This is a genomic window from Paraburkholderia sp. BR10937 (genome assembly GCF_040965695.1).
GTDB lineage: Bacteria > Pseudomonadota > Gammaproteobacteria > Burkholderiales > Burkholderiaceae > Paraburkholderia.
The window spans coordinates 21110-46959 of sequence record NZ_JBFRCL010000026.1 but is presented as its reverse complement, the minus strand read 5'-3'; the positions used below and the strand labels follow the sequence as shown (position 1 = coordinate 46959).

26 protein-coding genes and 1 riboswitch are annotated in these 25850 nt (G+C 66.4%); of the genes, 17 read left to right on the top strand and 9 right to left on the bottom strand.

From position 1 onward, the window contains the following. Positions 1-5 precede the first annotated feature (5 nt). The 4 genes from AB4Y44_RS21860 to AB4Y44_RS21845 form a co-directional block, all read right to left on the bottom strand. Complete coding sequence (locus tag AB4Y44_RS21860; RefSeq protein ID WP_342923662.1) at positions 6-380, bottom strand: cupin domain-containing protein; 375 nt, start codon at positions 378-380, stop codon at positions 6-8. Positions 381-390: 10 nt separating this feature from the next. Continuing rightward, positions 391-1794, bottom strand: a complete 1404-nt coding sequence (locus tag AB4Y44_RS21855; RefSeq protein WP_342923661.1) for an FAD-containing oxidoreductase — start codon at positions 1792-1794, stop codon at positions 391-393. Positions 1795-2140: 346 nt separating this feature from the next. Then, complete coding sequence (locus tag AB4Y44_RS21850) at positions 2141-2350, bottom strand: hypothetical protein (protein ID WP_342923660.1); 210 nt, start codon at positions 2348-2350, stop codon at positions 2141-2143. A gap of 240 nt (positions 2351-2590) precedes the next feature. Further along, positions 2591-3205: a glutathione S-transferase family protein gene (locus tag AB4Y44_RS21845; RefSeq protein ID WP_368700877.1), complete on the bottom strand. Its 615-nt coding sequence runs from the start codon at positions 3203-3205 to the stop codon at positions 2591-2593. A gap of 433 nt (positions 3206-3638) precedes the next feature. Here AB4Y44_RS21845 and AB4Y44_RS21840 point away from each other — a divergent pair, with 433 nt between their 5' ends. The 9 genes from AB4Y44_RS21840 (at position 3639) to AB4Y44_RS21800 (ending at position 12974) form a co-directional block, all read left to right on the top strand. Next, positions 3639-3887: a hypothetical protein gene (locus tag AB4Y44_RS21840; RefSeq protein WP_042264780.1), complete on the top strand. Its 249-nt coding sequence runs from the start codon at positions 3639-3641 to the stop codon at positions 3885-3887. A 464-nt stretch (positions 3888-4351) separates the two neighbouring features. Then, complete coding sequence (locus tag AB4Y44_RS21835; protein ID WP_028204216.1) at positions 4352-4624, top strand: hypothetical protein; 273 nt, start codon at positions 4352-4354, stop codon at positions 4622-4624. Positions 4625-5641: 1017 nt separating this feature from the next. Further along, positions 5642-6709 (top strand): LacI family DNA-binding transcriptional regulator, encoded by a 1068-nt coding sequence (locus AB4Y44_RS21830; protein ID WP_368700876.1) that lies wholly within the window; start codon positions 5642-5644, stop codon positions 6707-6709. A 187-nt stretch (positions 6710-6896) separates the two neighbouring features. After that, positions 6897-7940 carry an ABC transporter substrate-binding protein gene (locus AB4Y44_RS21825; protein ID WP_368700908.1) on the top strand — a complete coding sequence of 348 codons (1044 nt, stop codon included), beginning with the start codon at positions 6897-6899 and terminating at the stop codon, positions 7938-7940. Between the two features lie 20 nt (positions 7941-7960). Continuing rightward, complete coding sequence (locus AB4Y44_RS21820; RefSeq protein ID WP_133181524.1) at positions 7961-8785, top strand: ABC transporter permease; 825 nt, start codon at positions 7961-7963, stop codon at positions 8783-8785. Between the two features lie 70 nt (positions 8786-8855). Continuing rightward, positions 8856-9758 (top strand): ABC transporter permease, encoded by a 903-nt coding sequence (locus AB4Y44_RS21815; RefSeq protein WP_368700907.1) that lies wholly within the window; start codon positions 8856-8858, stop codon positions 9756-9758. Continuing rightward, positions 9755-10795 (top strand): ABC transporter ATP-binding protein, encoded by a 1041-nt coding sequence (locus AB4Y44_RS21810; protein WP_368700875.1) that lies wholly within the window; start codon positions 9755-9757, stop codon positions 10793-10795. The genes AB4Y44_RS21815 and AB4Y44_RS21810 overlap by 4 nt, the downstream gene beginning before the upstream one ends. Before the next feature lie 22 nt (positions 10796-10817). Beyond that, on the top strand, positions 10818-11645 hold the full coding sequence (locus AB4Y44_RS21805) for a phosphodiesterase (RefSeq protein WP_368700874.1): 828 nt from the start codon (positions 10818-10820) through the stop codon (positions 11643-11645). 114 nt (positions 11646-11759) lie between these two features. After that, a complete protein-coding gene (locus AB4Y44_RS21800) occupies positions 11760-12974 on the top strand; it encodes an MFS transporter (protein ID WP_368700873.1) in 1215 nt (404 codons plus the stop codon). 17 nt (positions 12975-12991) lie between these two features. On the opposite strand, the gene AB4Y44_RS21795 is transcribed toward AB4Y44_RS21800, so the two are convergent. Both AB4Y44_RS21795 and AB4Y44_RS21790 read right to left on the bottom strand, forming a co-directional pair. Beyond that, a complete protein-coding gene (locus tag AB4Y44_RS21795; RefSeq protein ID WP_342923654.1) occupies positions 12992-13531 on the bottom strand; it encodes a DUF892 family protein in 540 nt (179 codons plus the stop codon). A gap of 56 nt (positions 13532-13587) precedes the next feature. Beyond that, entirely contained in the window at positions 13588-13749 is a 162-nt protein-coding gene (locus AB4Y44_RS21790) for a DUF1328 family protein (protein ID WP_028204224.1), read from the bottom strand. A gap of 170 nt (positions 13750-13919) precedes the next feature. On the opposite strand from AB4Y44_RS21790, the gene AB4Y44_RS21785 reads away from it, so the two are divergent. Then, positions 13920-14057, top strand: coding sequence for an entericidin A/B family lipoprotein (locus AB4Y44_RS21785; protein WP_042264962.1), 138 nt, complete (start codon positions 13920-13922; stop codon positions 14055-14057). A gap of 157 nt (positions 14058-14214) precedes the next feature. Here AB4Y44_RS21785 and AB4Y44_RS21780 read toward each other — a convergent pair whose 3' ends face one another. Then, the gene (locus AB4Y44_RS21780) at positions 14215-15108 is read right to left on the bottom strand and encodes an EamA family transporter (RefSeq protein ID WP_368700872.1); all 894 of its coding nucleotides are present in this window, start codon (positions 15106-15108) and stop codon (positions 14215-14217) included. A 795-nt stretch (positions 15109-15903) separates the two neighbouring features. On the opposite strand from AB4Y44_RS21780, the gene AB4Y44_RS21775 reads away from it, so the two are divergent. From AB4Y44_RS21775 to AB4Y44_RS21755, 5 genes are all read left to right on the top strand, one after another. After that, the gene (locus AB4Y44_RS21775) at positions 15904-16311 is read left to right on the top strand and encodes a GreA/GreB family elongation factor (RefSeq protein ID WP_342923652.1); all 408 of its coding nucleotides are present in this window, start codon (positions 15904-15906) and stop codon (positions 16309-16311) included. Positions 16312-16408: 97 nt separating this feature from the next. Further along, a riboswitch (TPP riboswitch) is annotated at positions 16409-16538 on the top strand. A 104-nt stretch (positions 16539-16642) separates the two neighbouring features. Continuing rightward, a complete protein-coding gene (gene thiC, locus AB4Y44_RS21770; RefSeq protein ID WP_368700871.1) occupies positions 16643-18574 on the top strand; it encodes a phosphomethylpyrimidine synthase ThiC in 1932 nt (643 codons plus the stop codon). Between the two features lie 212 nt (positions 18575-18786). Next, entirely contained in the window at positions 18787-19008 is a 222-nt protein-coding gene (locus AB4Y44_RS21765; RefSeq protein ID WP_368700870.1) for a glycine zipper 2TM domain-containing protein, read from the top strand. A gap of 329 nt (positions 19009-19337) precedes the next feature. After that, the gene (locus tag AB4Y44_RS21760; protein ID WP_368700869.1) at positions 19338-19718 is read left to right on the top strand and encodes a hypothetical protein; all 381 of its coding nucleotides are present in this window, start codon (positions 19338-19340) and stop codon (positions 19716-19718) included. Between the two features lie 232 nt (positions 19719-19950). Beyond that, on the top strand, positions 19951-21549 hold the full coding sequence (locus AB4Y44_RS21755; protein ID WP_368700868.1) for an L-lactate permease: 1599 nt from the start codon (positions 19951-19953) through the stop codon (positions 21547-21549). A gap of 110 nt (positions 21550-21659) precedes the next feature. Here the strand turns inward: AB4Y44_RS21755 and bamC are convergent, their stop codons facing one another. Beyond that, positions 21660-22898: an outer membrane protein assembly factor BamC gene (gene bamC, locus AB4Y44_RS21750; protein WP_342923647.1), complete on the bottom strand. Its 1239-nt coding sequence runs from the start codon at positions 22896-22898 to the stop codon at positions 21660-21662. A gap of 388 nt (positions 22899-23286) precedes the next feature. Here bamC and AB4Y44_RS21745 point away from each other — a divergent pair, with 388 nt between their 5' ends. Next, complete coding sequence (locus AB4Y44_RS21745) at positions 23287-23760, top strand: DUF2844 domain-containing protein (protein WP_368700867.1); 474 nt, start codon at positions 23287-23289, stop codon at positions 23758-23760. Beyond that, entirely contained in the window at positions 23757-25040 is a 1284-nt protein-coding gene (locus AB4Y44_RS21740) for a DUF3443 family protein (RefSeq protein ID WP_368700866.1), read from the top strand. Before AB4Y44_RS21745 ends, AB4Y44_RS21740 begins: the two co-directional genes overlap by 4 nt. A gap of 131 nt (positions 25041-25171) precedes the next feature. On the opposite strand, the gene AB4Y44_RS21735 is transcribed toward AB4Y44_RS21740, so the two are convergent. Further along, a complete protein-coding gene (locus AB4Y44_RS21735) occupies positions 25172-25750 on the bottom strand; it encodes a hypothetical protein (RefSeq protein ID WP_342923644.1) in 579 nt (192 codons plus the stop codon). Positions 25751-25850: the final 100 nt, after the last annotated feature.

Below are 25850 nucleotides of genomic sequence, written 5' to 3'. Positions count from 1 at the left end.
CGCGCTCACGCCTCGCCGTCGCCTTCCTCAGGCGCTGCGCCGATATACACCGCGAGCCACACGCTCGGCACGGTCGGATCGGTCCACGACACGCGATGACGGCGATGCGCCGGGATGTGCACGTAGTCGCCCGGCAGCAGGCGTCGCGGCGGCTGTGCCGGGTCCTCGAATTCCAGCGTCGCCGCGCCGGCAAGAAGCGCCACCCATTCCTCGCGCGCGTCGTCGTACCAGAAGCCCGGCGGGCTCGCCTGCCCCGTGGAGACGATGCGCTCGATCAGCACCCCGTCACGCGAAACGAGCGTGTCGAAGCGCTCTTCCTCGGCGTTTGCGTCGATGCCTGCGAAGAGATTCCCAAATGCAACCGTGTTCGGTTCGTTCATGCCAATGCGCTCATTCAAGAGGTTTCAGGCCGTCGAGCAAGGTTGGCACCAGCTCGCTCACGGTCGGGTGGATGTGCATCGCGTATTGCAGCGTCGTGTACGGCGCGTCGGCCGTCATCGTATCGATGAACGTGTGGATCGCCTCGTCGCCCTCGATGCCGAAAATCGCCGCGCCGAGAATCCGTTGCGTCTGCGGGTCCACCAGCGCCTTCATGAAGCCGTCCGTCTCGCCGCGTTCGCGCGCGCGGCCCACACGCGACATCGGCATGGTGGCGATCAGCGCGGGATTGCCGCGCTCGCGTACTTCGCGCTCGCTCATGCCGACGCGCGCGAGCGGCGGATCGACGAACACCGCGTAGGCGGGAATGCGGGTGTCGGCGCTGCGCGCCTTCCCGTCCAGCAGATTCGCCGCGACGATCTGAAAGTCGTCGTATGAAGTGTGCGTGAACGCGCCGCGGCCGTTCACATCGCCAAGCGCCCAGATGCCCTGCACGTGCGTGCGCAATTGCCCGTCCACGGCGATGAGCCCGTGGGCGTCGCGCTCGATCCCGGCGGCGTCCAGCCCCAGATCGTCCGTGTTCGGCAGGCGCCCGGTCGCAAAGAGCAGATGCGAAACATCGAGCGGACCGCTGTCGAGCGCGATGCGCACGCCCACCTGGCCATCCAGCGGCGCAACGCTGCGCGGCTCGGCGCCGAAACGAAATTCCACGCCTTCGCGGGCGAGCACGTCCTGTACCGCGCGCGAATAATCCTCGTCCTCCCGCGCGAGCACGCGCTGCCCGCGCACGAGCACCGTGACGCGGCTGCCGAAGCGGCGGAACATCTGCGCGAATTCGAGCGCCACGTAGCTGCCGCCGCAGATCGCCAGATGCTCGGGTAGTTGCTCCAGCGCGAGCAGCGTCGAGTTGGTCTCGTAGCGAATCGTGTCGACGCCGGGAATGGCAGGAATCAGCGCGCGCGTGCCCGTGTTGATGAAGATCTCGGGCGCTTCGAGATCGACCTGCGCGCCGTCGTGCGCAGCCACGCGCACCGTGTGTGCGCCCGTGAAGCGCGCGTGCCCCTTGAACACGGTGACGTTCGGCGCATGGCGCAGCCACTGCTCGACGCCATCGCGCGACGCCCCGATGATGCGCTCCTTGCGCGCCTTCACGAACGCGAGATCGACGCGAACGTCGCCCGGCTGCGCGCCCTTGCCAATCTGCACGCCGAAGTCCGCCGCATGGCGCGCGACGTGCGCGGCACGCGCGCAGGCGACATACGCCTTGGTCGGCGTGCAGCCCACGTTCACGCAGGTCCCGCCGAATGACGCGCGCTCGATCACCGCGGTCTTGCGGCCGCTCTTGCCAAGCCGCACCGCGAGAGGCGGGCCGCTCTGCCCCGTGCCGATCACGATCGCATCGAAACGTTGTGCCATGCCGCTCTCCTTTGCCGTTGACGCGAGTTGAGCCGCGAGTCGCGAAAGGCGGCCGATCGCGCCATCTTACGCGCGACGAATGGCCATCGCCCGCAGCGTGATTCTGCGATTCGGGTACGCATCGGCGTGTCTTCCCAAGCGGAACGAGCGCGCAAAAAAAAGAGCCGCCTCGCACGTCGAGGCGGCTCACAGGGTGACGTCACAACAGCAAACGGGCGAAGCCGCTGCGCGTCAGGGGGATCGTGGAACGCCAGGCGCGCTTGCGTCGGGCGTTCGGTGAATCTGTGACTGGAGATTCAGTCGTTAGAGTTTGGGGAAGCTGACTGCGCGTGCAATCAGCACACAATCAGTGCACACAATCGGTGGCCGCGGATTCTCCGTGGCCCGCGTTCCAGAGTTCGCGCGAGCGCAGGAATGCGGCGCGCGCGCCGCGCGTCGCCATCATCAGTCCGACTTGCCCCATGTTGAAGTCGTGCGACACCATCAGCTGCATCAGGTCCACCATCGGCAGGACCAATGCTGGCTGATATAACTGTCGTTCGATAAAGGATTTCATGACCGCTCCCGCTGCATGCCCCGCGTCCTCCTGACGCAAGGTCATTCGATGGTTGTGATTGTAGGAATGCAGCGTGCGCTGATAAATGGGCCGCCAGCGAAGTCACTTGTCGAAAATCGCAAACAATCGACCCGAATGCGGATGCAGGGGGTGCGGCGGCGGGCCCACCGGGCCCGCCCGGCATCGCGCGCGGCCGCGCCACGCGGTGCTTTGCGCGAATCCCGGCCGTGCGGACGCGCTTCAGTCGAGCGGCGTGGCAACGAATTCCGGCAGCGTCTCGGCGCGTGTGGAAAGCGCGGCAATCGCCGGATATCGGGCGGGATCAGCGCAGCCGGGCAGCATGAACTGGTTGAAACGCCACGCAACGGCCGCGGTGATGTCGGCCTGGGTGATGCGGCCCGCGCACAGCCAGCCGTCGCGGCCCGCAACGAGTTGGTCGAGTACGGCCCAGGCCGCGTGCATCTGGGCGTTCACGCGTTCGAACCACGGCTCGTGCTGGCGCTCGGCGGGGCGCAACTGGCGTTCATAGACCTGCTGCACCGTCTTTTCCATGGCCGCGAGCGCGAAACCGTTCACGCGCAGCGCGAAGGTCCGCTCCTGGGTCTCCTCCGGCATGAGCCGCCGCGCGGCGGGCACTTTGCGGTCCAGACAGTCGAGGATCAGCGTCGAGTCGATCAACTGGGTGCCGTCGTCGTCGATGAAGGTCGGCGCCTTCACGACGGGATTGATCTGAGCAAATTCATCGTACTGCCGAAATACCGAAATGCTGCGGTGCTCGAACTCGAGCCCAAGCACATGGAGCGAAATCGCGACGCGACGCACATAGGGGGAGTCCATCATGCCGATCAACTGCATGGGTTCACCTCGCACAAAAAAAAGGGATCGGACGTCGATCTTGCAGGAAGCCCCACCGCATTTCAAGACACGTTGAGCCCACCCGGATCGGCGTCATGCCGACGCGGCGCGTTGTGCAAAAACACACCGTGTCGATGTGCCACGTCGGGCTCGCCGCACAACGGGGCTACATTTGTTAGCAGACGTCGAATCTGACGCGTCGCGGCATTGTTGCGACGCAGCGCCCCGCCCTGCGTACCGGCGCTTTTTTATCGTGCCGCGCTGCTCAAGGCGCAGCGGTGCGCGCGGTGCAAGCGCAGGACGCCGAAGCATCACGCAGACCGCATGAAAGCGGGTTTTTGCGCGCCACATGTGCTGCAGTGCATCGCCGGGAAACTCCTGGATTCGGACGCCGAACGGCTGAGATAGTCTCAATGCACAAGGAGACGAAATCATGAGACAGGCATTCAATGTTGGTGTTGTCATCGTCCTCGCCCTCCTCCTCGCGAATCGTGCCATGACACGTGTGCAGGCTCACGAGGCTGGCTCGCTCACCTGTGCCCAGGGCTCCGCACTCGTCAAGGCCGAAGCACTCGTGCGCGGATTCGGCGAACGCGGCGCGAGCGCCCAGAGCGAAAACTTCCTCTCTTCCTGTCTCGTTTCGGGCCAGGGTCAAGTCGGCGACCTGATCGCCCACGACTGAGCGCCCTGCGCGCCGCGACCGCCGAGGCGCATTTCGCGGCGCGGGCACCGTTCAACGGCGAGGCGCGTGGCACCAGGCTCGCTTGCGGCGCCCGGTGCGCGCTCGTGACGAACCTGCCCAATGCCGTACATCATCCAGGCCGGACAGGCTCACACGCCCGCCGCTGCGGACCACTGCGTCCGCGGCCGCCCCGATTACCGGCCCGAATTCAACGCCTGGCTGCGCATCGCACCCGGGCGTCGCCCCGGGCGCCTTTACCGGTAAATTCACGCGCTGCCTGCTGGAAACCGGCTCGCCCGTGGCCGCCATGTGGGCGAAGTTCGCCGCCACACTCCCCGAAATCGATACCCGCGCTGGGGCGGCTCGGTCGCTCCCGCCCGACGACGCCAGCGCCAAGGCGCACCGATGCGGGTTGCCAATGTCCCGGGTTGGCGGCGAGAATGCTCGCGGACCACGGAGAATCTATGAAAGGTTGCATCCTGTTGTTTGGAGTCAGCATGCTGGCGGCGTGCACATCGGTGACGGCCGTCAATTCGAGACAGGATGGCCATCTCACCGTCACGAGCCGCGCGCGCTGGGATCTGGTTTCGTGGAACCACGTGCGCGCAGCCGGGCTCAGCGAAGCCGAAGACTACTGCGAGAAACAGAAGAAGCAGTTGCACACGGTCGAGATCCACAGCGAAGGCCTGCGCGGCGTGACGTCCCAGACAGTAGAAGTCATCTTCGACTGCATCTGATGGGGGGCCGCACAGTCTTCTCGCTCATCCGCGCCAAACGGGCGTTGCAGCCCGTTAGCGCGCTGTTGCAGACGAAATTGCTCGCGATAGCGCAATAGTTTGTTGTCGTTCACCCTGATACTCAAAACGCATGACAGCGCTAAACTGACGATACATTTTGTTACGTTTAGGGCCGAGTCACATGTTGACCGCATTCTTCATCGCTTGCCCCTTCGGCATCGCAGCATTGTTCGGGTTCGCAAGGCTGATCAATCCGCTGACCGGGAAGATCGGTAATCGTTGAGTGCGCAAGCGCCTTCTTGCGGCGCAGCGCTCCACTGATCCTCGCGCCGTCATTCTGCGCGGCCGCTCCTGATTTTTCCCGCCCTCCGCCGTTTTTCCCTTCGCCGTATAAGCCAGATCCCTTCGTGCGCCCGCGCGGATTTAGCCATGCAAATGAAAAACCCGCGAAGCCTGAAGCTATCGCGGGTTTCGGGAATCCAGCGGAAATCGCTGGAACAACAACATCTGGTGCCGGGGACCGGACTCGAACCGGCAAGCCGTTAGGCGGCGGATTTTCGTCACACCACGTCTTTCGACGCCTCGCGTCCCGCCTGGACGCGCGTTCGTGCGCTGGACTATGCCTTCGCCGTCGCCCAGCGCAGCGTATCTCACGCCGCGCTCAGCCTTAGGCGCCCCCCGTCTAGTCTCTACACCTTCCTGATCGCCGCTTTGCGCGGCAGCCGGCTTGGCTCGGCGTTGCCTCGGCGCCTCGCGCGCAACGCGCTTCCAGGCCCAGGGGGTTCGCCGAATTTGAGGGGTTCTGCACCGGCCGTTTCCGGTCGGGCACTCAATCGTTTCTTAAGTCCGCTATGTTTACCAATTTCATCACCCCGGCAGGGCGGACGCGATTCTACCATTGCCCGGCGCGCGTCCCAAAGGCGTGACGGGGGACGGCACTCGTCATCTGCCGGTCATACGCGTTTTTCATAATCGGCCCCATCGAAAACGTTTACATAGGACGCCGGGGCCGCTCGCATGACACCAACCATCAAGGATGTCGCCGCACACGCCGGATTTTCGATCGCCACCGTGTCGCGCGCGATCAATGCGCCTCACACCGTCAACCCCGTCACGCTCGCGCGGGTGCGCGAAGCGATCGACGCGCTGAAGTTCCGCCCGAACCCGCTCGGCCGCCAGTTGCGCGGCGAGCGCACGCGTCTGATCGGCGTGGTGCTGCCCACGCTCGCCAATCCGGTGTTCGCCGAGTGCCTGCAAGGCATCGACGAACTTGCCGCTGCGCAGGGCTTTCGCCTTATGCTGATGACCACGCAGTACGACGCCGAACGCGAGCGCCATGCGATCGAGACGTTGCGCGCACAACGTGTCGAGGGCCTGATCCTGACCGTCGCCGACGCCGACACGCACCCGCTGCTCGACGAACTCGACGCGGACGGCCCGCTCTACGTGCTGATGCACAACGACACGAAGCGCCGCCCGTCGGTGTCGGTGGACAACCACCAGGCCGCCTGCGACGGCGTGCGCATGCTCATCGCGCACGGCCATCGCCGCATCCTCATGCTGGCCGGCACGCTGGCCGCCTCCGACCGCGCGCGCCAGCGCCATGCCGGCTATGCCCTCGCGATGCAGCAAGCCGGTCTCACGCCGGCGCCGGCCCTCGAAGTCGATTTCAACGCGCAAGAACTCGCGCCTTCGGTGCTCGCGCATCTGACGAGCGGGCCCGCGCGCCCCACGGCCCTGTTCTGCAGTAACGACCTGCTGGCCATGGTCGTGATGCGCGGACTGCGCCGCGCCCGCCTGCGCGTGCCGCAGGACATGTCGATTCTCGGCTTCGACGGCCTCGCGATGAGCGAACTGCTCGCGCCGCCGCTCGCGAGCATCGGCACGCCGAATCGCGACATCGGCTGCGAAGCGTGGCAATGCCTGATGGCGCGCATCGGCGGCCAGTACGCGGGGCCGCTCGCCAATACGCTGGCGCACACCTTGCGCACAGGCGGCACCATCGCGGCGATCGCGCACGCGCCGCTCGGCGCGCGTGGGAGCGCGATCGATCGAGACCTCGAACTCGGCGGCGCGCTCTCGTGAGTCAGTGGCACGTCTGAAGAACAAACTGAACCAGCCAAACAATCCGGGCCGTGCACGCACGCGGCCCTCATCCACCAGAACGCTCTCGCAACCGACCTGGAGACCTGCCGTGACCAGCCGACTCGCCTTTGCCGGCCCGCTTTCGCTTGTGCCCGTGCGCGCCGCCCTACGCGCGCTAGCCGCGCCCGTGCGGCGCCTGACCCGCTTAACGCGCCTCTCCCGCGCGCTGCCGCTCGCTGCGAGCGCCGCCGCCCTCGCAGCCGGTCTTGCCGCGCCGCTTGCGGCGCAGGCCGATCAGACCGCCATCTGCTACAACTGCCCGCCCGAATGGGCCGACTGGGCGAGCCAGATTCAGGCGATCCAGAAAGAGACCGGTATTCGCGTGCCGTTCGACAACAAGAACTCCGGCCAATCCATCGCACAACTGATGGCCGAGCAGAAGAGCCCGGTCGCCGACGTCGTCTACCTCGGCGTGTCTTCGGCATTTCAGGCGAAGGACAAGGGCGTGATCACGCCGTACAAGCCCGCACACTGGAACGACATTCCCGCCGACCTGAAGGACCCGCAAGGCTACTGGTTCGCCATCCACTCGGGCACGCTCGGCTTCTTCGTCAACAAGGACGCGCTCGAAGGCAAACCGGTGCCGCGTTCGTGGGCCGATCTCCTCAAGCCCGAGTACAAGGGCATGGTCGGCTACCTCGATCCGTCGAGCGCCTTCGTCGGCTATGCGGGCGCAGTAGCCGTGAATCTCGCCTTGGGCGGCACGCTCGACAACTTCCAGCCCGCGTTCGAATGGTTCGGCAAGCTCAAGGCCAACCAGCCTGTCGTGCCGAAGCAGACCGCCTACGCACGCGTGCTGTCGGGAGAGATTCCGATCCTGCTCGACTACGACTTCGACGCCTACCGCGCCAGGTACAAGGACCACGCAAACGTCGAGTTCGTGATTCCCAAGGAAGGCACGATTTCGGTGCCCTACGTGATGAGCCTCGTGAAGAACGGCCCACACGAAGCGAACGGCAAGAAGGTGCTCGATTTCGTGCTCTCCGACGAAGGCCAGAAGCTCTGGGCCAATGCCTATCTGCGCCCGGTGCGCGCAAGCGCGCTCTCGCCGGAAGCGGCTTCGAAGTTCCTGCCCGCGAGCGACTATGCACGCGCAAAACCCGTGGACTTCGCGAAGATGGCGGCGCAGCAGCAGGCGTTCGGCGAACGCTATCTGCAGATCATGCACTGATACTCCAGCCGACCACTTCCATGCATGACCTCACTTTTCCGCTGCGCTGGCGTGTGGCGCTCATCGCGCCCGCGCTCGCAGTGTTCCTCGCCTTCTGGCTGCTGCCGATGATCGCGCTCGTGCAGGTGAGCGCCGACGGGCACTTCGTCGAAACGTATCGCGCACTGCTGACGAATGGACGTTACATGAGGAGCCTTGGCGCGACCATCGCGCTTTCGGCCGCCGTGACCGCGGCGACGCTCGTGATCTCGACGATCTGCGGCCTTCTGCTCGCGCGGCGCACGTTCGCCGGGCGCCGCGCGCTCGTCGCGTTGCTCACGTTTCCGCTGGCGTTTCCGGGCGTGGTGGTTGGCTTCATGGTCATCATGCTCGCCGGCCGCCAGGGGCTCATCGGCGCGCTTTCGCTGCGGCTCACCGGCGAGCGCTGGGTGTTCGCGTACTCGATGGCGGGACTCTTCGCGGGCTATCTGTACTTTTCGATCCCCCGCGTGATCGTGACCGTGATGGCCTGCGCAAGCCAGCTCGACGGCTCGCTCGAAGAGGCCGCGCGATCGCTTGGCGCGTCGTCGTGGCGCGTGCTGTGCGACGTGATCCTGCCCGCGCTCGCGCCGGGCCTCGTCGCCGCAGGAGCAATCTGCTTCGCGACCGCGATGGGCGCGTTCGGCACGGCCTTCACGCTCGCCACCGACATCGACGTCCTGCCGATGACGATCTATACCGAGTTCACGCTCAACGCGAACATGGTCACGGCGGCCGGCCTCTCGATCGTGCTCGGTCTAGTGACGTGGGCGGTGCTCACGCTCGCGCGCAGCGTGACGGGCGCGGCCGTCGCGGCCACGGCATGAGCACACGGTGGTTTTCGAGGACTCCAGAATGAATTCGGTCGTCAAACCCACCGCTTCGGCGGCGCAGCACATGCACGAAGCGCCCGGCCAGCCGCCCGCCGCGCGGCGGCGCCTGGCGCTCCCCTCGGCGCGCGCCTGGATTACGTGCGCGCAATGGCTCGTCACGCTCGCCACCTGCGCGTTTCTCATCGTGCCCGTGGTGATGTCGATCCTCGCGGGCCTGACCGTCAACTATTTTCGCGGTGTGGCGAGCGGCCTCACGCTGCGCTGGCTCGACCAGGTCTGGACACAGTATCACACGAGCGTCTTTCTCTCGCTCGAAGTGGCGGCCGCCACGCTCGTCATCACGCTCGTAACCGGCGTGCCCGCGGGCTATGCGCTCGCGCGCAGCCGCACGCGCCTCTCGCGTCTGATCGAGGAATTGCTCGTGCTGCCCGTGGCCCTGCCCGGCCTCGCTTCGGCGCTCGCCCTGCTCGTGGTGTACGGCGGCTTCAGCGCCTTTCGCATGAGCGCGGCATTCATCGTGGTCGGCCACGTGGTGTTCACACTGCCGTTCATGGTGCGGCCCGTGGCGGCCGTGTGCGCGTCGGCGGACCTGCGCACGCTCGAAGAAGGCGCGGCGAGCCTCGGCGCGAGCTTCTGGCAGCGCTTCACGACCATCGTGCTGCCCAACGCGCGGCCCGGCATCGTGGCGGGCGCGCTCGCGGTGCTCACGCTCTCGATCGGCGAATTCAACCTCACGTGGATGCTGCACACGCCCGACACCAAAACGCTGCCAGTCGGCCTCGCGGACACTTACGCGTCGCTGCGCATCGAAGTAGGCAGCGCCTACACGATCCTGTTCTTCCTCATGACGATGCCGCTGCTCGTGGCGATGCAATGGCTCGGCGTGGACGTGCCCGGCTCCTCGGGAAAGCCATCTGGCAAGCAGCGCCTCGCAGGCCGGCAAAATAACAACAAGGATTCCGAATGAAACTCGAACCGATCCCGATCACGCTCACGCGCTGCGCGAAGACGTTTCGCGGCACGCGCGTGCTCGAACCGCTCGACCTCGCGATCGGCGCCGGCGAAACGCTCGTGCTGCTCGGCCCTTCGGGCTGTGGCAAGACCACCACGCTGCGCATGATCGCGGGTCTGGAAACGCCCGACGCCGGCGGCCGCGTGGCCTTCGGCGACGAGGACGTGACCGCGCTGCCCATCGAGCGGCGCAAGGTAGGCATGGTGTTCCAGAACTACGCCCTCTTTCCGAACCTCGACGTGCGCGGCAACATCGGCTATGGCCTGAAGATCCAGCGCGTTCCCGCCGCCGACGCGCGCGCACGCGTGGACGAGCTGCTCGCGATGATGCGTCTCGAAGCGCACGCAGCCAAGCCGATCAACCAGCTTTCGGGCGGCCAGCGCCAGCGCGTGGCGCTCGCACGCGCGCTCGCGCCGCGCCCGCGTGTGCTGCTGCTGGACGAGCCGCTCACCGCGCTCGATGCGCGCCTGCGCGACACCTTGCGCAGCGAGATGAACCGGCTGTTGCGCGAGCTGGGCGTGACGACGGTCTATGTCACGCACGATCAGGCCGAGGCGATGGAGCTGGGCGACCGCATCGTCGTGATGAGCGCGGGCCGCATCGAGCAAATCGGCACGCCGCGCGAGATCTACTTCCAGCCGGCGAGCCGTGCGGTCGCGCAATTCGTCGGCACGCTCAACCGGATCGCCGGAGAATGGCAAGGTGGCATGCTGCGCACGAGCGGCGGCGCCGTGCCGGCCAGCGCGTCCCAGACCAGCGGCGCCGCCGAACTGTATTTCCGCCCCGAAGACGCCGCGCTCGCCGACCCTGTCGGCGCGCAACTACGCGGCGTGATCGAACAGGCGACCTTTCTCGGCGAGCGCACGCGTCTCACGATCGGCGGCGCGGCACCCGATGCCCTGCTCGTCGACGTGGCGGGCCGCGTCGAGCTGGCGCGCGGCACGCCGGTCGGTATTTCGATCGCCCCTGAAGCGCTCATCGCGCTCGCGTAACTTTTACTCAATGAGGACTACCATGCTGCTCGCCCAGATCAGCGACCTGCACATCAAGCCACCGGGCGCGCTCGCCTATCGCCGCGTCGATACGGCCGCCAGCCTCGCGCGCACCATCGCGCGGTTGAACGCGCTCACGCCGCGCCCGGACGCGGTGCTCATGACCGGCGACCTCGTCGACCAGGGCTCGGTCGAGGAATACCGGCACCTCAAAACGCTGCTCGACACGCTCGAGATTCCATATTGGCTCCTGATCGGCAACCACGACGCGCGCGCGCCGCTGCGCGAAGTGTTCGCCGATCGTCCCGAACTGCGCGAAGGCGGCGACTTCGTCCAGTACGCCGTGGACCTCGGCCCGCTGCGCGTGATCGCGCTCGACTCGATGCAGCCCGGGCAAAGCGCGGGCACGCTCTGCGCCGCGCGCCTCGCGTGGCTCGCACAGCAGCTCGACGCGGCGCGCGGCAAGCCCGTGGTCGTCGCGCTCCATCACCCGCCGTTCGACTGCGGCATCGGTCATATGGATGCGATCCGGCTCGACGACAGCGCCGCGCGGGCGCTCGAAGCGCTCGTGGCGCAGCATCCCAACGTCGAGCGCGTGCTGTGCGGCCACGTGCACCGGCCCATGTTCGTGCGCTTCGGCGGCACGATCGCTACGGCCGTGCCCGCGCCGGCCCACCAGGTCACGCTCGACCTCGCGCCCGACGCGCCCTCCACCTTCACGCTGGAGCCGCCCGCCTTCGCGCTGCATCGCTACGATCCGCAGGGCGGGATCGTCACGCACCATGGCTACGTCGACACATTCGACGGCCCTTATCCGTTCTACGAGCCCTCGGGCGAGCTGATTGCCTGAGTGAGTGACTGGCGGCGCATTCCCCGCGCCGCCAGCGCGATTGTGCGCGCTCCGGTATGATCGGCACGCTCGAAGCCTGCCTTCCGTATCACCGGGCGCCGCCCGCATTCGCACATGTCCACACCTGATTCCGCAAACGCTGGCGCAGGCCAGTCGCTGCGCGGCCTGCTGCTCCTGCTCGCGACCATCGCGGGCGTCACGGTCGCGAACATCTATTTCAACCAGCCGCTGCTCGACGATTTCCGCCAGAGCTTCCCGGCCAGCGCCGCGTGGATCGGCGCCGTGCCGGCCGGCACCCAGCTCGGCTACGCGGCCGGCATGCTGCTGCTCGCGCCGCTCGGCGACCGCTACGACCGCCGCCGCATCATCCTGCTGCAAACCGCCGGCCTGTGCGTCGCGCTGCTCGTGGCGGCCACCGCGCCTTCGCTTGCCGTGCTGGTCGGCGCGAGCCTCGCGATCGGCATCCTCGCCACCATCGCGCAGCAGGCCGTGCCGTTTTCCGCGGAACTCGCACCGCCCGAGGCGCGCGGCCACGCGGTGGGCACCGTGATGAGCGGCCTCTTGCTCGGCATCCTGCTCGCGCGTACGGCGGCCGGTTTCGTTGGTCAGTACTTCGGCTGGCGCGCGGTATTCGGCGCGTCGATCGTCGCGCTACTCGCGCTTGCGCTCGTCATCGTGAAGAAGCTGCCGAAGAGCCAGCCAACCTCGACGCTCGGCTACGGCAAGCTGCTCGGCTCGATGTGGCATCTCGTGCTGGAGCTGCCCGGACTGCGTGAAGCGTCGGCGACCGGCGCTTGCCTCTTCGCCGCGTTCAGCCTCTTCTGGCCCGTGCTCACGCTGCTGCTCGCGGGCGAGCCGTTCCATCTCGGGCCGCAGGCGGCGGGCCTGTTCGGCATCGTCGGCGCGGCGGGCGCGCTGGCCGCGCCGATGGCGGGCCGCTCCGCCGACAAGCGCGGACCGCGCGCGGTCATCACGATGTCGATCGTGCTGATGGCGCTCGCGTTCGTCATCTTCGCGTTCTCCGGCACGAGCCTGATCGGCCTCGTGATCGGCGTGATCGTGCTCGACGTGGGCGTGCAGGCCGCGCAGATCTCGAATCAGTCGCGCATCTACGCGCTGCGCCCCGAGGCGCGCAGCCGCGTGAATACGGTGTTCATGGTCTGCTACTTCATTGGCGGCGCAACCGGTTCCGCCGTGGGCGTGACCGCGTGGCACGCATTCGGCTGGATCGGCGTGTGCGTGGCGGGCATCGCGTTCACGGCGCTCGCCGGCTGGATTCACCATGCAACGCGCCCGCGCATGGGCACGGGCGCGCAGACGTCTTCCTGAGGCGTGAACGGCAAGCGCTATTTACGGAACAGCAAGTCCGTCATATCGTCGGCATGCTCTTCCTCCGTCGCGAGGATCTGCTCGAAGATGCGCCGCGTGGTGGTGTCTTCATGACCGAGATAATTGATGATCGCGCGATAGCTCTCGATGGCGATGCGCTCCGCGACCAGATTCTCGCGGATCATGTCCTTCAGGTCGGCCCCTTCCTTGTATTCCGAGTGCGAGCGCTCCACCAGCGTCGCCGGCGAGAAGTCGGGCTCGCCGCCTAGCTGCACGATGCGGGCCGCGAGCATGTCGGCGTGCTGCTGTTCCTCGGTCGCGTGCTGGAGAAACTCGGCGGCCACCGACTCGGACTCGATGCCCTTCGCCATGAAATGGTGCCGCTTGTAGCGCAGCACGCACACGAGCTCGGTGGCGAGCGAATCGTTGAGCAGCTTGAGCACGGTCTGGCGATTCGCGGGGTAGTCCGGCGTGACCGGCCCCTGATCGAGATTGCGGCGCGCCTCATCGCGCACGCGCTTGAGATCGAACTCAAACGAAGCGTGTGTCTTCGACATCTGACTCTCCTTCGAACATGGCATGCATGAGTGGGTTGGGCTTTGCATTGCGCGCGTCATCGATGCATCACGCCTAGCAGCAGCGTGACCACAAAGACCACGAGGAAGATGTAGAACAGGATCTTGGCGATTTCGGCCGCGCCCGCAGCGATTCCCGTAAAGCCGAACACGGCGGCGATAATCGCGATGATGAAAAACACGATGGCGTAGTGAAGCATGGCGTAGTCCTCCTTGTGGGCGGATGTGCTGCGCTATGTCGCGCCTGCATCGGCGCTAGCGCAAGCAGCGGACCCGACGCATGCGCACACGCCGGCGCATGGCGGCACAAATGACCGGGCACGCGACATGCTGGAGAGTGATCTCCTTTGACACCGTGGAGGACTTCCTCATGAAACGCCTGATTGCCCTCTTTCTCGTTACCGCTTCGCTGGCAGCGCTCTCGGCCTGCAATACGATGGCGGGTGCCGGCGAGGACGTTTCCGCAGGCGGCCACGCCCTCACGAATTCCGCGGAGAAGGCGAAATAGTGTCTGGCAGACGGTAAAGGCGCCGCGATGACGGCTAACGCTCGAAAGCGGCTGCCGGTCATCGGTGAACGATGAAGGCGCGGCCGCTGCGCGCCTCACATGCGCAGCGGCCGCGCGCGCAACGCGACGCGATGATGCGAAACGCGTCAGGAGGAACTCAGGACGTGCGACGGCGGTCGTCGAACAGGAACGACAAACCTACGCTGCCGAGAATCAGCACGGTCGCGACAACGGTGGCACTCGTGACCGGCTCGCCGAGCAGCAGCGCGCCGAGCGCGACGGCCACGACGGGATTCACGTACATGCAGCTACTCGCGACGAGCGGGCTGGTATGGCGGATCAGATAGCCATACGCGACATAGGCGGCCATCGTGCCGATGAAAAGCAGGTAGAGGAACGCCACGAGCGGCAGGAAATGCAGCTCGCCCATGCGTTCGCCGCTGATCCACGCGACCGCCGTCGAAATGGCGCCGCCGAGGCCGATCTGCAGCGCCGTCGCGAGGAAGAGATCGGTCGGCAACGTAAGCTTGCCCGCCAGATGCGCGCCGATTGCCCAGAAGAGCGCGCCGCACAGAATCGCGAGGCTGCCGCCCGCCGAGCCGGACGCGGCGCCGCCGTGGCTCAGGACGGCAATGCCGACGAGGCCGAGCGCGACCGCGGCCCATTCGCCTTTCGCCACGCGCCGCCCGGTGATCGCCGAGATCATGGTCGCGAAGAGCGGCACCGTGGCGACCATCACGGCCGCCTTGCCGGTGCCCACGGTACGCATGCCGTAGGCGAGCATGCCGCTCGACAGGCCCACGAGCAGCGTGCCCACCACGCCCGCGTTGCGCACTTCGAGCAGCGTTGGCATGACGGGCCGCCGGCGCATGGCGAAGACGAACAGGCCGATGCCGGCGAGCAGATTGCGCAAGCCGGAAAGTAGCAGCGGCGGGAACGAATCGAGCGCGACTTTCACGCCGAGATACGTCGAGCCCCAGACGAAGTAGACGACGGCGAGCGAGAGCGCGACGCGTCCGGTGCGCGATTGCGGGAGCCGTACGGCGCGCACGAAACGCCATAGCGCGGCTGCAACCTGCCGGGCCCCGGCGAATAAAGATTGAGTGTTCACGTGGAAAGGCAAACGGGGAGGCATCGTCATTTCACCGCGGCAGGTGAAAGGCAGGACCGCGGGCGCCCCGGCAGCAAAGTGGCGGGACGGGTGAAGCTCGACGGCATGGTGCAGATGCGCAAGAACGCGAAAAAAGACGGAGTACGAAGGACACCCGGGACGGGCGAAGCGCATTATGCAACAACGCCGGGCGTTGCGGATGCTTTCAGGATGCTTTATGCGCGGCGATTCGTTGCGTGCGCGTCACAATGGGAGCGGCGCAAGCCATGACAGTCGATCGCGCACCATATCGACGTTCGCTGACCGCGTCACGCCACGCCGGTTGGATCGTGCTAGCATGACACAACCTTTCGTTTAACTTTCATTAACTGGATTTCATACACGCCGCTCGCCATGCTTTCGCTCGTTTCGCGTCCCGTATTCGCCTTGCCGCCGCGCCGTTTGCGTGGTGCGCCAGCGCGTGCACGCGCAATGCGCGAGCGAACGGCGCCGTGGCTTCTCGACACCCGAGCGCGCACCCAGCCGCCCCTTTCCGCCCCGCTCTGCGCCGCCCGGCGCCCGCACTGAACCCGTCTCCCCCAATCCATCGGAGCCGTTCGGTCGGGCTCCGGGCCGATCCGTTACGCCCCGTTACGCCCCGTTACGCCCTGCTGCGGCCCGCGCCCGATTGCGCGATTTCGCCCGCCGGCCCTCGCCGTTACCTCGAATCTTTTCTGGATCGCAAGGAAAACTGCCATGTCGAAGAAAATCCGTTACTTCACCGAACTCGATGTTGCCCGCCTCGAAAGATGCGCCGCCGAACCCGGCGCCGCCCCCGCGCGCCAGGCCATGCTCGACGAGCTGCTCGAACACGCCGTGATCGTGGAGGCGCGCGACATGGCCGCCAACGTCGTGACGATGAACTCGCAGGTCACGCTCGTCGATGAGCGCAACGGCGCCTCCCTCACATACACCGTCGTCTATCCGCATCAGGCGAACGTCGACGCCGGGCGCCTGAACGTGTTCTCGCCCGCGGGTCTCGCGCTCCTCGGCGCGAAGCGCGGCAACGCCGTGCGCTTCACGACGCCGGGCGGCGCGGTCGAAACGCTGAAGATCGAACGCATCCTGTTTCAGCCGGAAGCCTCACAGGATTTCACGCTGTAAGTTCCGCCGGCACGAAGCACCGCGCCACACCGCGCCTGGCACATCGCGCGCGAGATGGCACTTGCCAGATCGTCGCAGCGCGGTGTATCGTTTGGCCTTGCTTACGCGGGGGTCCTGCGTCATGCGCCGCATCGAACGAAAGTCGTGCAGCGTATTTCGCGGGTGAGAAATACCCTTTGAACCTGATCTGGATAATGCCAGCGCAGGGAAGCGTCCGGACTTCGCAACATCGCTCAGCGCCTCACCTCATCACAGCGAAGTCCGTCCACGTTCCGTCTCGTCTCCTGCTAAGCCGCTGTTCCCACTTTGCTTTGCATGGAGAGAGAGACGCATGAACGCGAATCCGAAGTTCATTTCCGCCAACGCGCACGTCGACGAAGCCGCGATCGCGCCGCTGCCCAATTCCCGCAAGGTCTACGTGACCGGTTCGCAGCCCGATATCCGCGTGCCGATGCGCGAGATCACGCAGGCGGATACGCCCACGGGCTTCGGCGGCGAGAAAAATCCGCCGATCTACGTCTACGACACCTCGGGCCCGTACACCGACCCTGAAGCGAAGATCGACATTCGCGAGGGCCTGCCTGCGCTGCGCCAGGGCTGGATCGAGAAGCGCGGCGACACCGAAGCGCTGCCGGGCCTCTCGTCCGAATACGGCCGCGAACGCGCCGCCGACCCCGCGACGGCCGAACTGCGCTTCCCCGGCCTGCACCGCACGCCGCGCCGCGCGAAGGCCGGCAAGAACGTCACGCAGATGCACTACGCGCGTCAGGGCATCATCACGCCCGAGATGGAATACATCGCGATTCGCGAGAACCAGCGCCGCGCCGAGTATCTGGAAAGCCTCAAGGCGAGCGGCCCGAACGGCGCGAAGCTCGCGGCGATGATGGGCCGCCAGCATCCGGGCCAGGCGTTCGGCGCAGCCGCCTTCGGCGAGAACGCTCTCAAGGAAATCACGCCCGAGTTCGTGCGCGACGAAATCGCCCGCGGCCGCGCGATCATTCCCGCGAACATCAATCACCCGGAAAGCGAGCCGATGATCATCGGCCGCAACTTCCTCGTGAAGATCAACGCGAACATCGGCAATTCGGCGGTCACCTCGTCGATCGGCGAAGAGGTCGACAAGATGACGTGGGCGATCCGCTGGGGCGGCGACACGGTCATGGACCTCTCGACCGGCAAGCACATTCACGAAACGCGCGAGTGGATCATCCGCAACTCGCCGGTGCCGATCGGCACGGTGCCGATCTACCAGGCGCTCGAAAAGGTCAATGGCAAGGCCGAAGACCTTACGTGGGAAATGTTCCGCGACACGCTCATCGAACAGGCCGAGCAAGGCGTGGACTACTTCACGATTCACGCGGGCGTGCGTCTGCAATACGTGCCGCTCACCGCGAACCGCATGACGGGCATCGTCTCGCGCGGCGGGTCGATCATGGCCAAGTGGTGTCTCGCACATCACAAGGAATCCTTCATTTATGAGCATTTCGAAGAGATCTGCGAAATCATGAAGGCCTACGACGTGAGCTTCTCGCTCGGCGACGGCCTGCGCCCCGGCTCGATCTACGACGCCAATGACGAAGCGCAGCTCGGCGAACTGAAGACGCTCGGCGAGCTCACGCAGATCGCGTGGAAGCACGACGTGCAGGTAATGATCGAAGGCCCGGGCCACGTGCCGATGCAGCTCATCAAGGAGAACATGGATCTCCAGCTCGACTGGTGCAAGGAAGCGCCCTTTTACACGCTCGGGCCGCTCACCACCGACATCGCGCCGGGCTACGACCACATCACGTCCGGCATTGGCGCCGCGATGATCGGCTGGTTCGGCACGGCCATGCTCTGCTACGTCACGCCGAAGGAACACCTGGGCCTGCCGAACAAGGACGACGTGAAGGAAGGCATCATCACGTACAAACTCGCGGCGCATGCGGCCGATCTCGCGAAGGGTCATCCGGGCGCGCAGGTGCGCGACAACGCATTATCGAAGGCGCGCTTCGAGTTCCGCTGGGAAGACCAGTTCAACCTCGGCCTCGATCCGGACAAGGCGCGCGAGTTCCACGACGAAACGCTGCCCAAGGACTCGGCCAAGGTCGCGCACTTCTGCTCGATGTGCGGCCCGCACTTCTGCTCGATGAAGATCACCCAGGACGTGCGCGACTTCGCGGCGAAGCAAGGCGTGAGCGACGACGAGGCCCTCAAGAAGGGCATGGAAGTGAAGGCGGTCGAGTTCATCAAGCAAGGCGCCGAAATCTATCAGCGCCAGTAAGCGCTGACTTCGGGCCGACTCAGGGCTCACTTCGCCCCGGCGGGCGCTCGTCGTCCGCCGAAACATTTTCTAACGACTCCCACAACTCTCTGACAAGCGCACACACCCGGATACGGGTCGCGTGGCTAGGATGAGGGTATCGAAGGCGCAGCGTGCGTGCCAGCGCACGCCGCACCGCACACTCGAACGCATCATGCGTGGGGAGTCGAAAAATGCATACGTTCAAACGTGCACGCACGCTACTCACGGTGGCGACACTCGTCGCCGTGCTGGGCAGTCTTGGCGCTTGCGACAACATGTCGAGACGCGACCGCGATACGGTGATTGGCGCGGGCGTGGGTGGCGTGGCCGGCGCGGCAATTGGCGGCAATGCGCTCTCCACCGTGGGCGGCGCGGCGGTGGGTGGCGTGATCGGCAATCAGGTTGGCAAGTAAGTAGCAAACAGGCACTAGCGCCAGTACGAATCGACGATGCGGCTGCACAACTGGCTGCACGATCGAAGCGACGGCACAGAACAGAAACGACACGACAGGCAACACGCCATCCGAGGCGTGCATCAGGGAAGGATGCGCGGCGCAGACCCTCACGGGCTGCGCCGCGTTTGCTTGGGTCGCTGGCGCCGCAGCCGCAGCACTGCGCGAAATATTCGGTTAACGACGCATCGCGCAAAGCGTGCTCGCACGGCGTAAGCTCGAACGAATCAGACGGCCCGGGCCTGATGGCGTTTATCCTGCGCGGCCGTTCGCCACTCGCGGAGCCCGCCATGAAACGTCCGTCTGTGCTCGTGATCGCCGCCGCGAGCGCGCTCCCCGCGCTTTCCGGCTGCTACTACTACGCCCCCTACGGCTACCCGCCCTACTACTACGGCACCGTGCCCGTCGCGGCCACCCAGCAGGAAACCGCGGTCGCGCAAACGGCGCCGAACCCGGCTCCTGCCGCCGTGCCCGACTCACAGTATCCAGGACCGCTCTATCCCTCGCCGCCCGTTGCGATCGCGGTGCCTGCGTGGCCGGCCTATCCCGCTTATCCCGCCGCGTATCCCGCGTACTACCCTTACCCCGCGTATGGCTGGGGCTGGGGCGCGCCTGCCGTCTCGTTCGGCTTCGGCTACTGGGGCGGCGGCGGTGGGCACTGGCATCACTGACGCTCACGCTGTGCGCCACGCCGCCAAATGCGCCGCAAAACAGTGCCGGACCGTACTTTCCCTCCTTGACGCTCCCGCGTCGTTTTCTATCCTCCAAGTGGGCTTGCGGGGGATTGAAGTACCGCCTTAACTCGGCCGCTTGGCCGCGCACTGAACTCCACAGCCGACGACGCGCCCCGGCGCATGCTGCCGCACTGCTGCGCCGATAACGAACCAGCATAAAGGAGACGTGATGTTCCACCAGCTGTTGACCCCTATCGGCAATTCGCTGCTCTTTTCGTTTCTGATCGCCGTGCTGCCGATTCTCACCGTGCTCGCCCTGCTCGGCTGGGCGCGGCGGCCCGCATGGCAAGCCTCGCTCGCGGGGCTCGTAGTCGGTCTGATCGTCGCGATCGCCGGCTGGCAGTTTCCGGTCAATCTCGCGATCAGCTCGGTGCTCGCGGGCGTGGTGTTCGCGCTCTGGCCGGTGATGTGGATCGTCGTCACGGCGATTCTGCTCTACAACATCGCGCTGCGCTCGGGCCGCTTCGCGGCCTTTCGCATGTGGCTGCTCGACAATCTGCCCAACGACCGGCGCATCGTGCTCGTCGTGGTCGGCTTCTCGTTCGGCGCGTTGTTCGAAGGGATTTCCGGCTTCGGCACGCCTATCGCCATCACGAGTTCGCTGCTCATCATGCTCGGCTTCCCGACGCTCGAAGCCCTGACCTTCACGCTCATCTTCAACACGGCGCCTGTCGCGTTCGGCGCGCTCGGCGTGCCGATCACCGTGCTCGGCGCGGTCACGCACCTGCCCGCCGATCTGCTCGGCCAGATGGTCGGCCGCCAGTTGCCGTTCTTCGCGTTGCTGCTGCCGTTCTACGTCATCGCGATCTACGCGGGCGTGGGCGGCATGCTGCGCATCTGGCCGGTGCTGCTCGTCTCGGGCGGCAGCTTCGCCCTCACGCAGTTCGTCACCGCCAACTTCATCAACTACAGCCTCACCGACGTGCTTTCGTCGCTCGTCTCCCTGATCCTCACCATCCTGTTCCTGCGCGTGTGGAAGCCCGCGCCCGATCCGCGCTTTGCCATCAAGGTCGATCGCGCGAAGGAAGCGCGCGGCGCCGTGACGGGCGCGCAGGGCTGGTATCCGTGGATCATCGTCGCGGCCGTCGTGATCATCTGGACCGTCGCGAAGGTCTTCACGATCGGCGGGGTGAAAGTGCCGTGGCCGGGCCTCGACAAGGCCGTGTACATCACGCTTTACGGCACGCCCTATGGCGCGATCTGGGACTTCCAGCCGCTCGCCACCGGCACGGCGATTCTCGTCGCGGCGATCATCACCGCGTTCGTCGTGCGCCTGAAGCCCGCCGATTTCGGCGTCGCGATCGTCGATACCTGGGTGCAGACGCGCATCGCCATCCTCACGGTCGCGACCATCGTCGGGCTCGCGTTCCTCATGAACTACTCGGGGCTCACCTATACGCTGGGTCTTGCGGTGTCTTCGGTCGGCGCGTTCTTCCCGCTCGTTTCGGCCTTCCTCGGCTGGGTCGCGGTGTTCCTCTCGGGCAGCGACACCTCGGGCAATGCGTTGTTCGGCAACCTGCAGGTGGTGGCCGCGAAACAGCTCAACCTCAACCCCATCCTGATGGCGGCGACCAACTCGTCGGGCGGCGTCATGGGCAAGATGATCTCGCCGCAGAACATCGCGACGGGCGTCGCCACTACGGACCTCAAGGGGCAGGAAGGCATTGTGTTCGCGAAGACGTTCAAGCACTCGATCCTGTTGACGGTGTTGCTCGGCATCCTCGTGTGGCTGCAGCAGAACGTGCTCACCTGGATGATTCCGCACTGAGTACGGCTCGCACGCGGGCATGAAAAACCCGCCTGCGCGGCGATGCGCAGGCGGGTTTTTCTTTTGCGGCTTGAGCCAGACAACGCTGGCTCAAGCGTGCGGCGCAGTGCTTAGTGCAGTTCGTCGACCACGAGGCTCATTATCTCCTGCGCCGGACGCGACGAGTCGATCTGGCCGCTGTCGTCCACGATCGCGACGCGCGTCTGGTTATCCGTCACGGCGCGCACGTTGAGCTTGTACTGCTTCGCGATCTTTTCCTTGCGGCCGTGGAAGATCTGGTTCCAGAAGCCCTGTTCGTCCGAGCTGTGGTCCTTCGGATCGACATAGCGCACGTAGTAGATGCCCTTCGTGCGGTCGCGATCGTCCACGGTGAAGTTGGCGCGATCGAGCGCGATGCCTACGCGCACCCACGCGCGGTCGTACGGCTCGCCGAGCGTGAGCTCCGACGAGGTGTACTGGCCCGACGTGCCCTGCGCGTTCGACGAGCCGCTGCCCGATTGCTGGCCCACGGCTGCGACGTTCTGCGCGGCCATGGCGGCCGCAGCGGCGTCCGGAGCCTTCGACTTCGCGTCGGTGCCCTTGCTGTTGGCCTTGGCGTCGGCTTCGGCCGCGACCTGCGCGTCGGGCACACCCGGCTTCGCGTTCGCGAGCGTCATCATGAGGCGCTTGAGGTATTCGGCTTCGAGCGCGGGATCGTTGGGCTTCGGCACCCACTTGCTGGTGTCGTTGTTGGTGCCCGAGAGTTGTTCGCTCAGACCCTTCTGGCTGATGAACACATAGGTGCCGCCGGTTGGCGACGTTTCGAGGCGCGTGCGGTACTTGTTGCGCTCGGCGGTCACGTACGAGTTGCCCGTGGCCCACGAGAGCGTATTGCGAATGAGACCGTCGCTGATCTTCGGATGGGTTTCGTTCCAGTCCGTTTCCATCACGCCCTTGTCGCGCTGGTCGACCACGAGCAGGAAGCCCTGTTCCTGCCAGAAGCGGCGCACTTGCGCCCAGACCTGGTCGGGCGTGCGGCTGTCGATGACGAGCCAGCTCTCCGTGCCGTCACGCTGGATATGCATGCCCGGCACCTGCGGAACCACCTGGGCCTCGTCGGACTGCGGCGCGGCGGCCTGGGTCTGCTTGAGGGAAGACAGCGAGGTTTCGCCGCCCTGCGGCGCGAGCGAGCGCTGGTCGGACGCTTCGTCGAGCATGTTCGGCGGCACAGCGAGCGAGGACTGCTTCGCCTTGGCGTCACTACGGTAATCGATCTTGCCCGGCGTCGGCGAGCTGCAGCCGGCGACCAGCCCGCCCGCCATCAGAAGCGCGAGTGCGCGTGCGGCAAGACGTTGATGAAAATCACTCATGTTCGGGTAATCCCTTCGGCTACGCCACGGCCAGTTTCCGTGGATCAACCAAACATTTTACCGGTCCGGCGGCCCGCTGTGCAAAAACCACGGGGTGGCACGCGATCCACGCCCGGTATCCGCCGCGGCGACGCGCGCCGAACCGCGGTCGCGGCATTCCAAACCGACCGCGCCGTAACATTCATCCACATTCGATCCGGCGCGGAAATCCGGCTGAAAATCCACCAATTACCTTTTGGATCAATGCGTTAACTCCGCCCCACGCCAAAACGCTGCTTTGCGCTGTGCCGCCCTCCCAGTCTGGGACGTTCGCAAGAACGACCCTGGTGCTAATTTCATCTCGAAATCTCAAAAAAGAGATTCGTAAAAAGCAGGACCGGAGAGCGTCATGAAAACTTGCAGCCTCACCCAGGCGGGCCGCGCCGCAGCCTTCGCCTGCGCGCTCAGTTGCCTCGGCTTCGCCGCCGCGCCGGCCCGCGCCGCGCTCGGCGACGCCGCAGCCGTACCGGCCGGCGCCACCCAACGCAGCGTCGGTGGCGGCGCCGGCCGCGTCGTCAGCTACGTCGACGACAACGGCACGACCATCAACGCGTATCTAGGCAGCGCGACCGGGACGGTCTTCGCGTACACGTGGCAGGGGCCGGCTCAGCCCAACGTGGAGGCGCTGCTGGGCCGTTACGCAGCCGACTGGCGCAGCGCCGCCGCGGCGCTTCACGCCACGGGCCTCAACGGCCTGCACGCTGCGCGCGTGGACGGCACTCAGGTCGTGGTCGAGACGGGCGGCCACATGCGCGCCTACGTGGGGCGCGCGTGGCTGCCGGCCGCACTGCCCGCTGGCGTGAGCGTCGGAGATCTCCAATGAAAGCCCGCCTTCGGCGCCTCGCCCCCCAAGCCCTCCTCGCGCTCTTCCCGCTTTGCGCCGCGCTCACGGCTTGCGGTGGCGGCGATGCCGGACCAGCGTACGCGACCACCGGCGCCACGGCACCCGCCAGCGTCCCGCGTGTCGCAAGCGCGCCGTCGACCACCGGCACGGGCGGCACGAACGGCACGGTGCCGCAATCGACCACGCCCAATGTCGTGGCCGTCACGGTCGGCCCGACGCCCACCTCGACGCGCAACATGCTGATGACGAGCGTCACGGTCTGCGTGCCGGGCACCGCGGACTGCGCGAGCGTCGACCACGTCCAGGTCGATACCGGCTCGCAGGGCCTGCGCCTGCTCGCTTCGGCGCTGCCGGCGGGCTTCGCGCTGCCCGCCGTGCCAGCCGGCGCGGGGGCCGACATCGCCGGCGAATGCGCCGTGTTCGGCACGGGCTACACGTGGGGCGCGGTGCGCAGCGCCGACGTGAAGCTCGCGGGTGAAATCGCCGCCGCGCTGCCGATCCAGGTGATCGCCGACCCGGCCGTGCCCGCCGCGGCGCCGGCCGGCTGCGTCGGCAGCGGCCTCGCGATGAACAGCGCCGCCACGCTGCGCTCGAACGGCATCCTCGGCGTAGGGCCGTTCAGCGCCGATTGCGGCGTGTCCTGCGTCAGGGCGGCAGTCACGCCGTGGTACTACGCGTGCCCCGCGAGCGGCTGCACGGCGAGCACGCAACCGCTTGCGCAACAGGTCAGCAACCCGGTGGCGGGCTTCGCCACCGACAACAACGGCGTGATCATCGACTTGCCGGCGCTGGCCGACAGCGGCGCGTCCGGGCTGAGCGGGTCGATGATCTTCGGCATCGGCACGCAGGCGAACAACGCGCTCGGCAGCGCAACCGTACTGCGCGCGAACTCGGGCACCGGCTATGTGAAGACGACGACATCGGACGGCACCGTCTACTCGCTGAGCTATCTCGACACGGGCTCGAACGCGCTGTACTTCAACAGCCCGACGATGACGCGCTGCGGCTTCTGGTATTGCCCGAGTTCGCCTGTCAGCCTCGGCGCGACGATAGCCGGCATCGACGGCGTGGGCGCTCCCGTGACCTTCGCGGTCGCGACGACGCTGCTTGCCACCGGCAACTGGGCCTTCAGCAATCTCGCTGGCTACAACGGTCGCGCGTTCGGCTGGGGACTGCCGTTCTTCTTCGGAAGGCGTGTGTTCACGGCGATCGCGTCGCAGGCCACGCCTGCAGGCAGCGGACCATTCTTCGCGTTCTGAGCGCGCCGGCGGCCGCCTACGTCTCATCAGTCACAAACGACGAAGGCCTCATGCGAGGCCTTCATGAGCGCGGATTGCGCCAACGACGGGGGCCGCCGCAGCCGCGCCACGGCGAGCAGCGTGCGTTCGTTTCAGTCGTTCGCGGCGTTCGGGTCGGGCGTGGTCTTCGCGAGCTTCGGCGGCGCGAGCCAGCGGAACGTCGCGAGGCCCGACTCGTTGAAGGTGCACTCCGCAGCCGCCGGCGTGACCACGGCCTTCTTGAAGCCGAGCTTTGCGGCCAGCAGCGCGACCGGCGTAGTCGGCTTGCCCTCCGCCGCGCCGCCCTGGGCGACCGGAGCGGTGGGCACCGAAATCGTGCCGGGCAGCGCTGCCGCCTGCACCGTCGGCGCCGTAACCGTGGTCGCCTCGTTGGCGCCCTGCGCCGCGGTGGACGACGCCGCCGATGCGGCCGAAACCGCCGAGGCAGACGGCGCCGATGCTGCCACGGCGGCCGACGCCGCGCCGTTCTCGAGGCGCCCTTCGATCACCACGCGCGCGCCACGATACGTCGTCGCGCTATGCGTGACTTTGAGGTCGCCGAGCGTCGTTTCGGCAAGGCGATTACGCATCGCCTCTTCGCAGGCGCTGGTGTTGCGGTACTGCGCCGCGCATCCCGCGAGCAGGGTGACGGCGGCCGCGAGGCCGGCTAAGCATGCGTTACGTTTGTTCATCGCTCATCCGATTTTCAGGCTGCGGCAATTGTAGCGTACGGGGCGGCGAATCCCTGACGGCGCTCGCGCCCACGTGCGACCCTGCTATCATCGCTGCTGT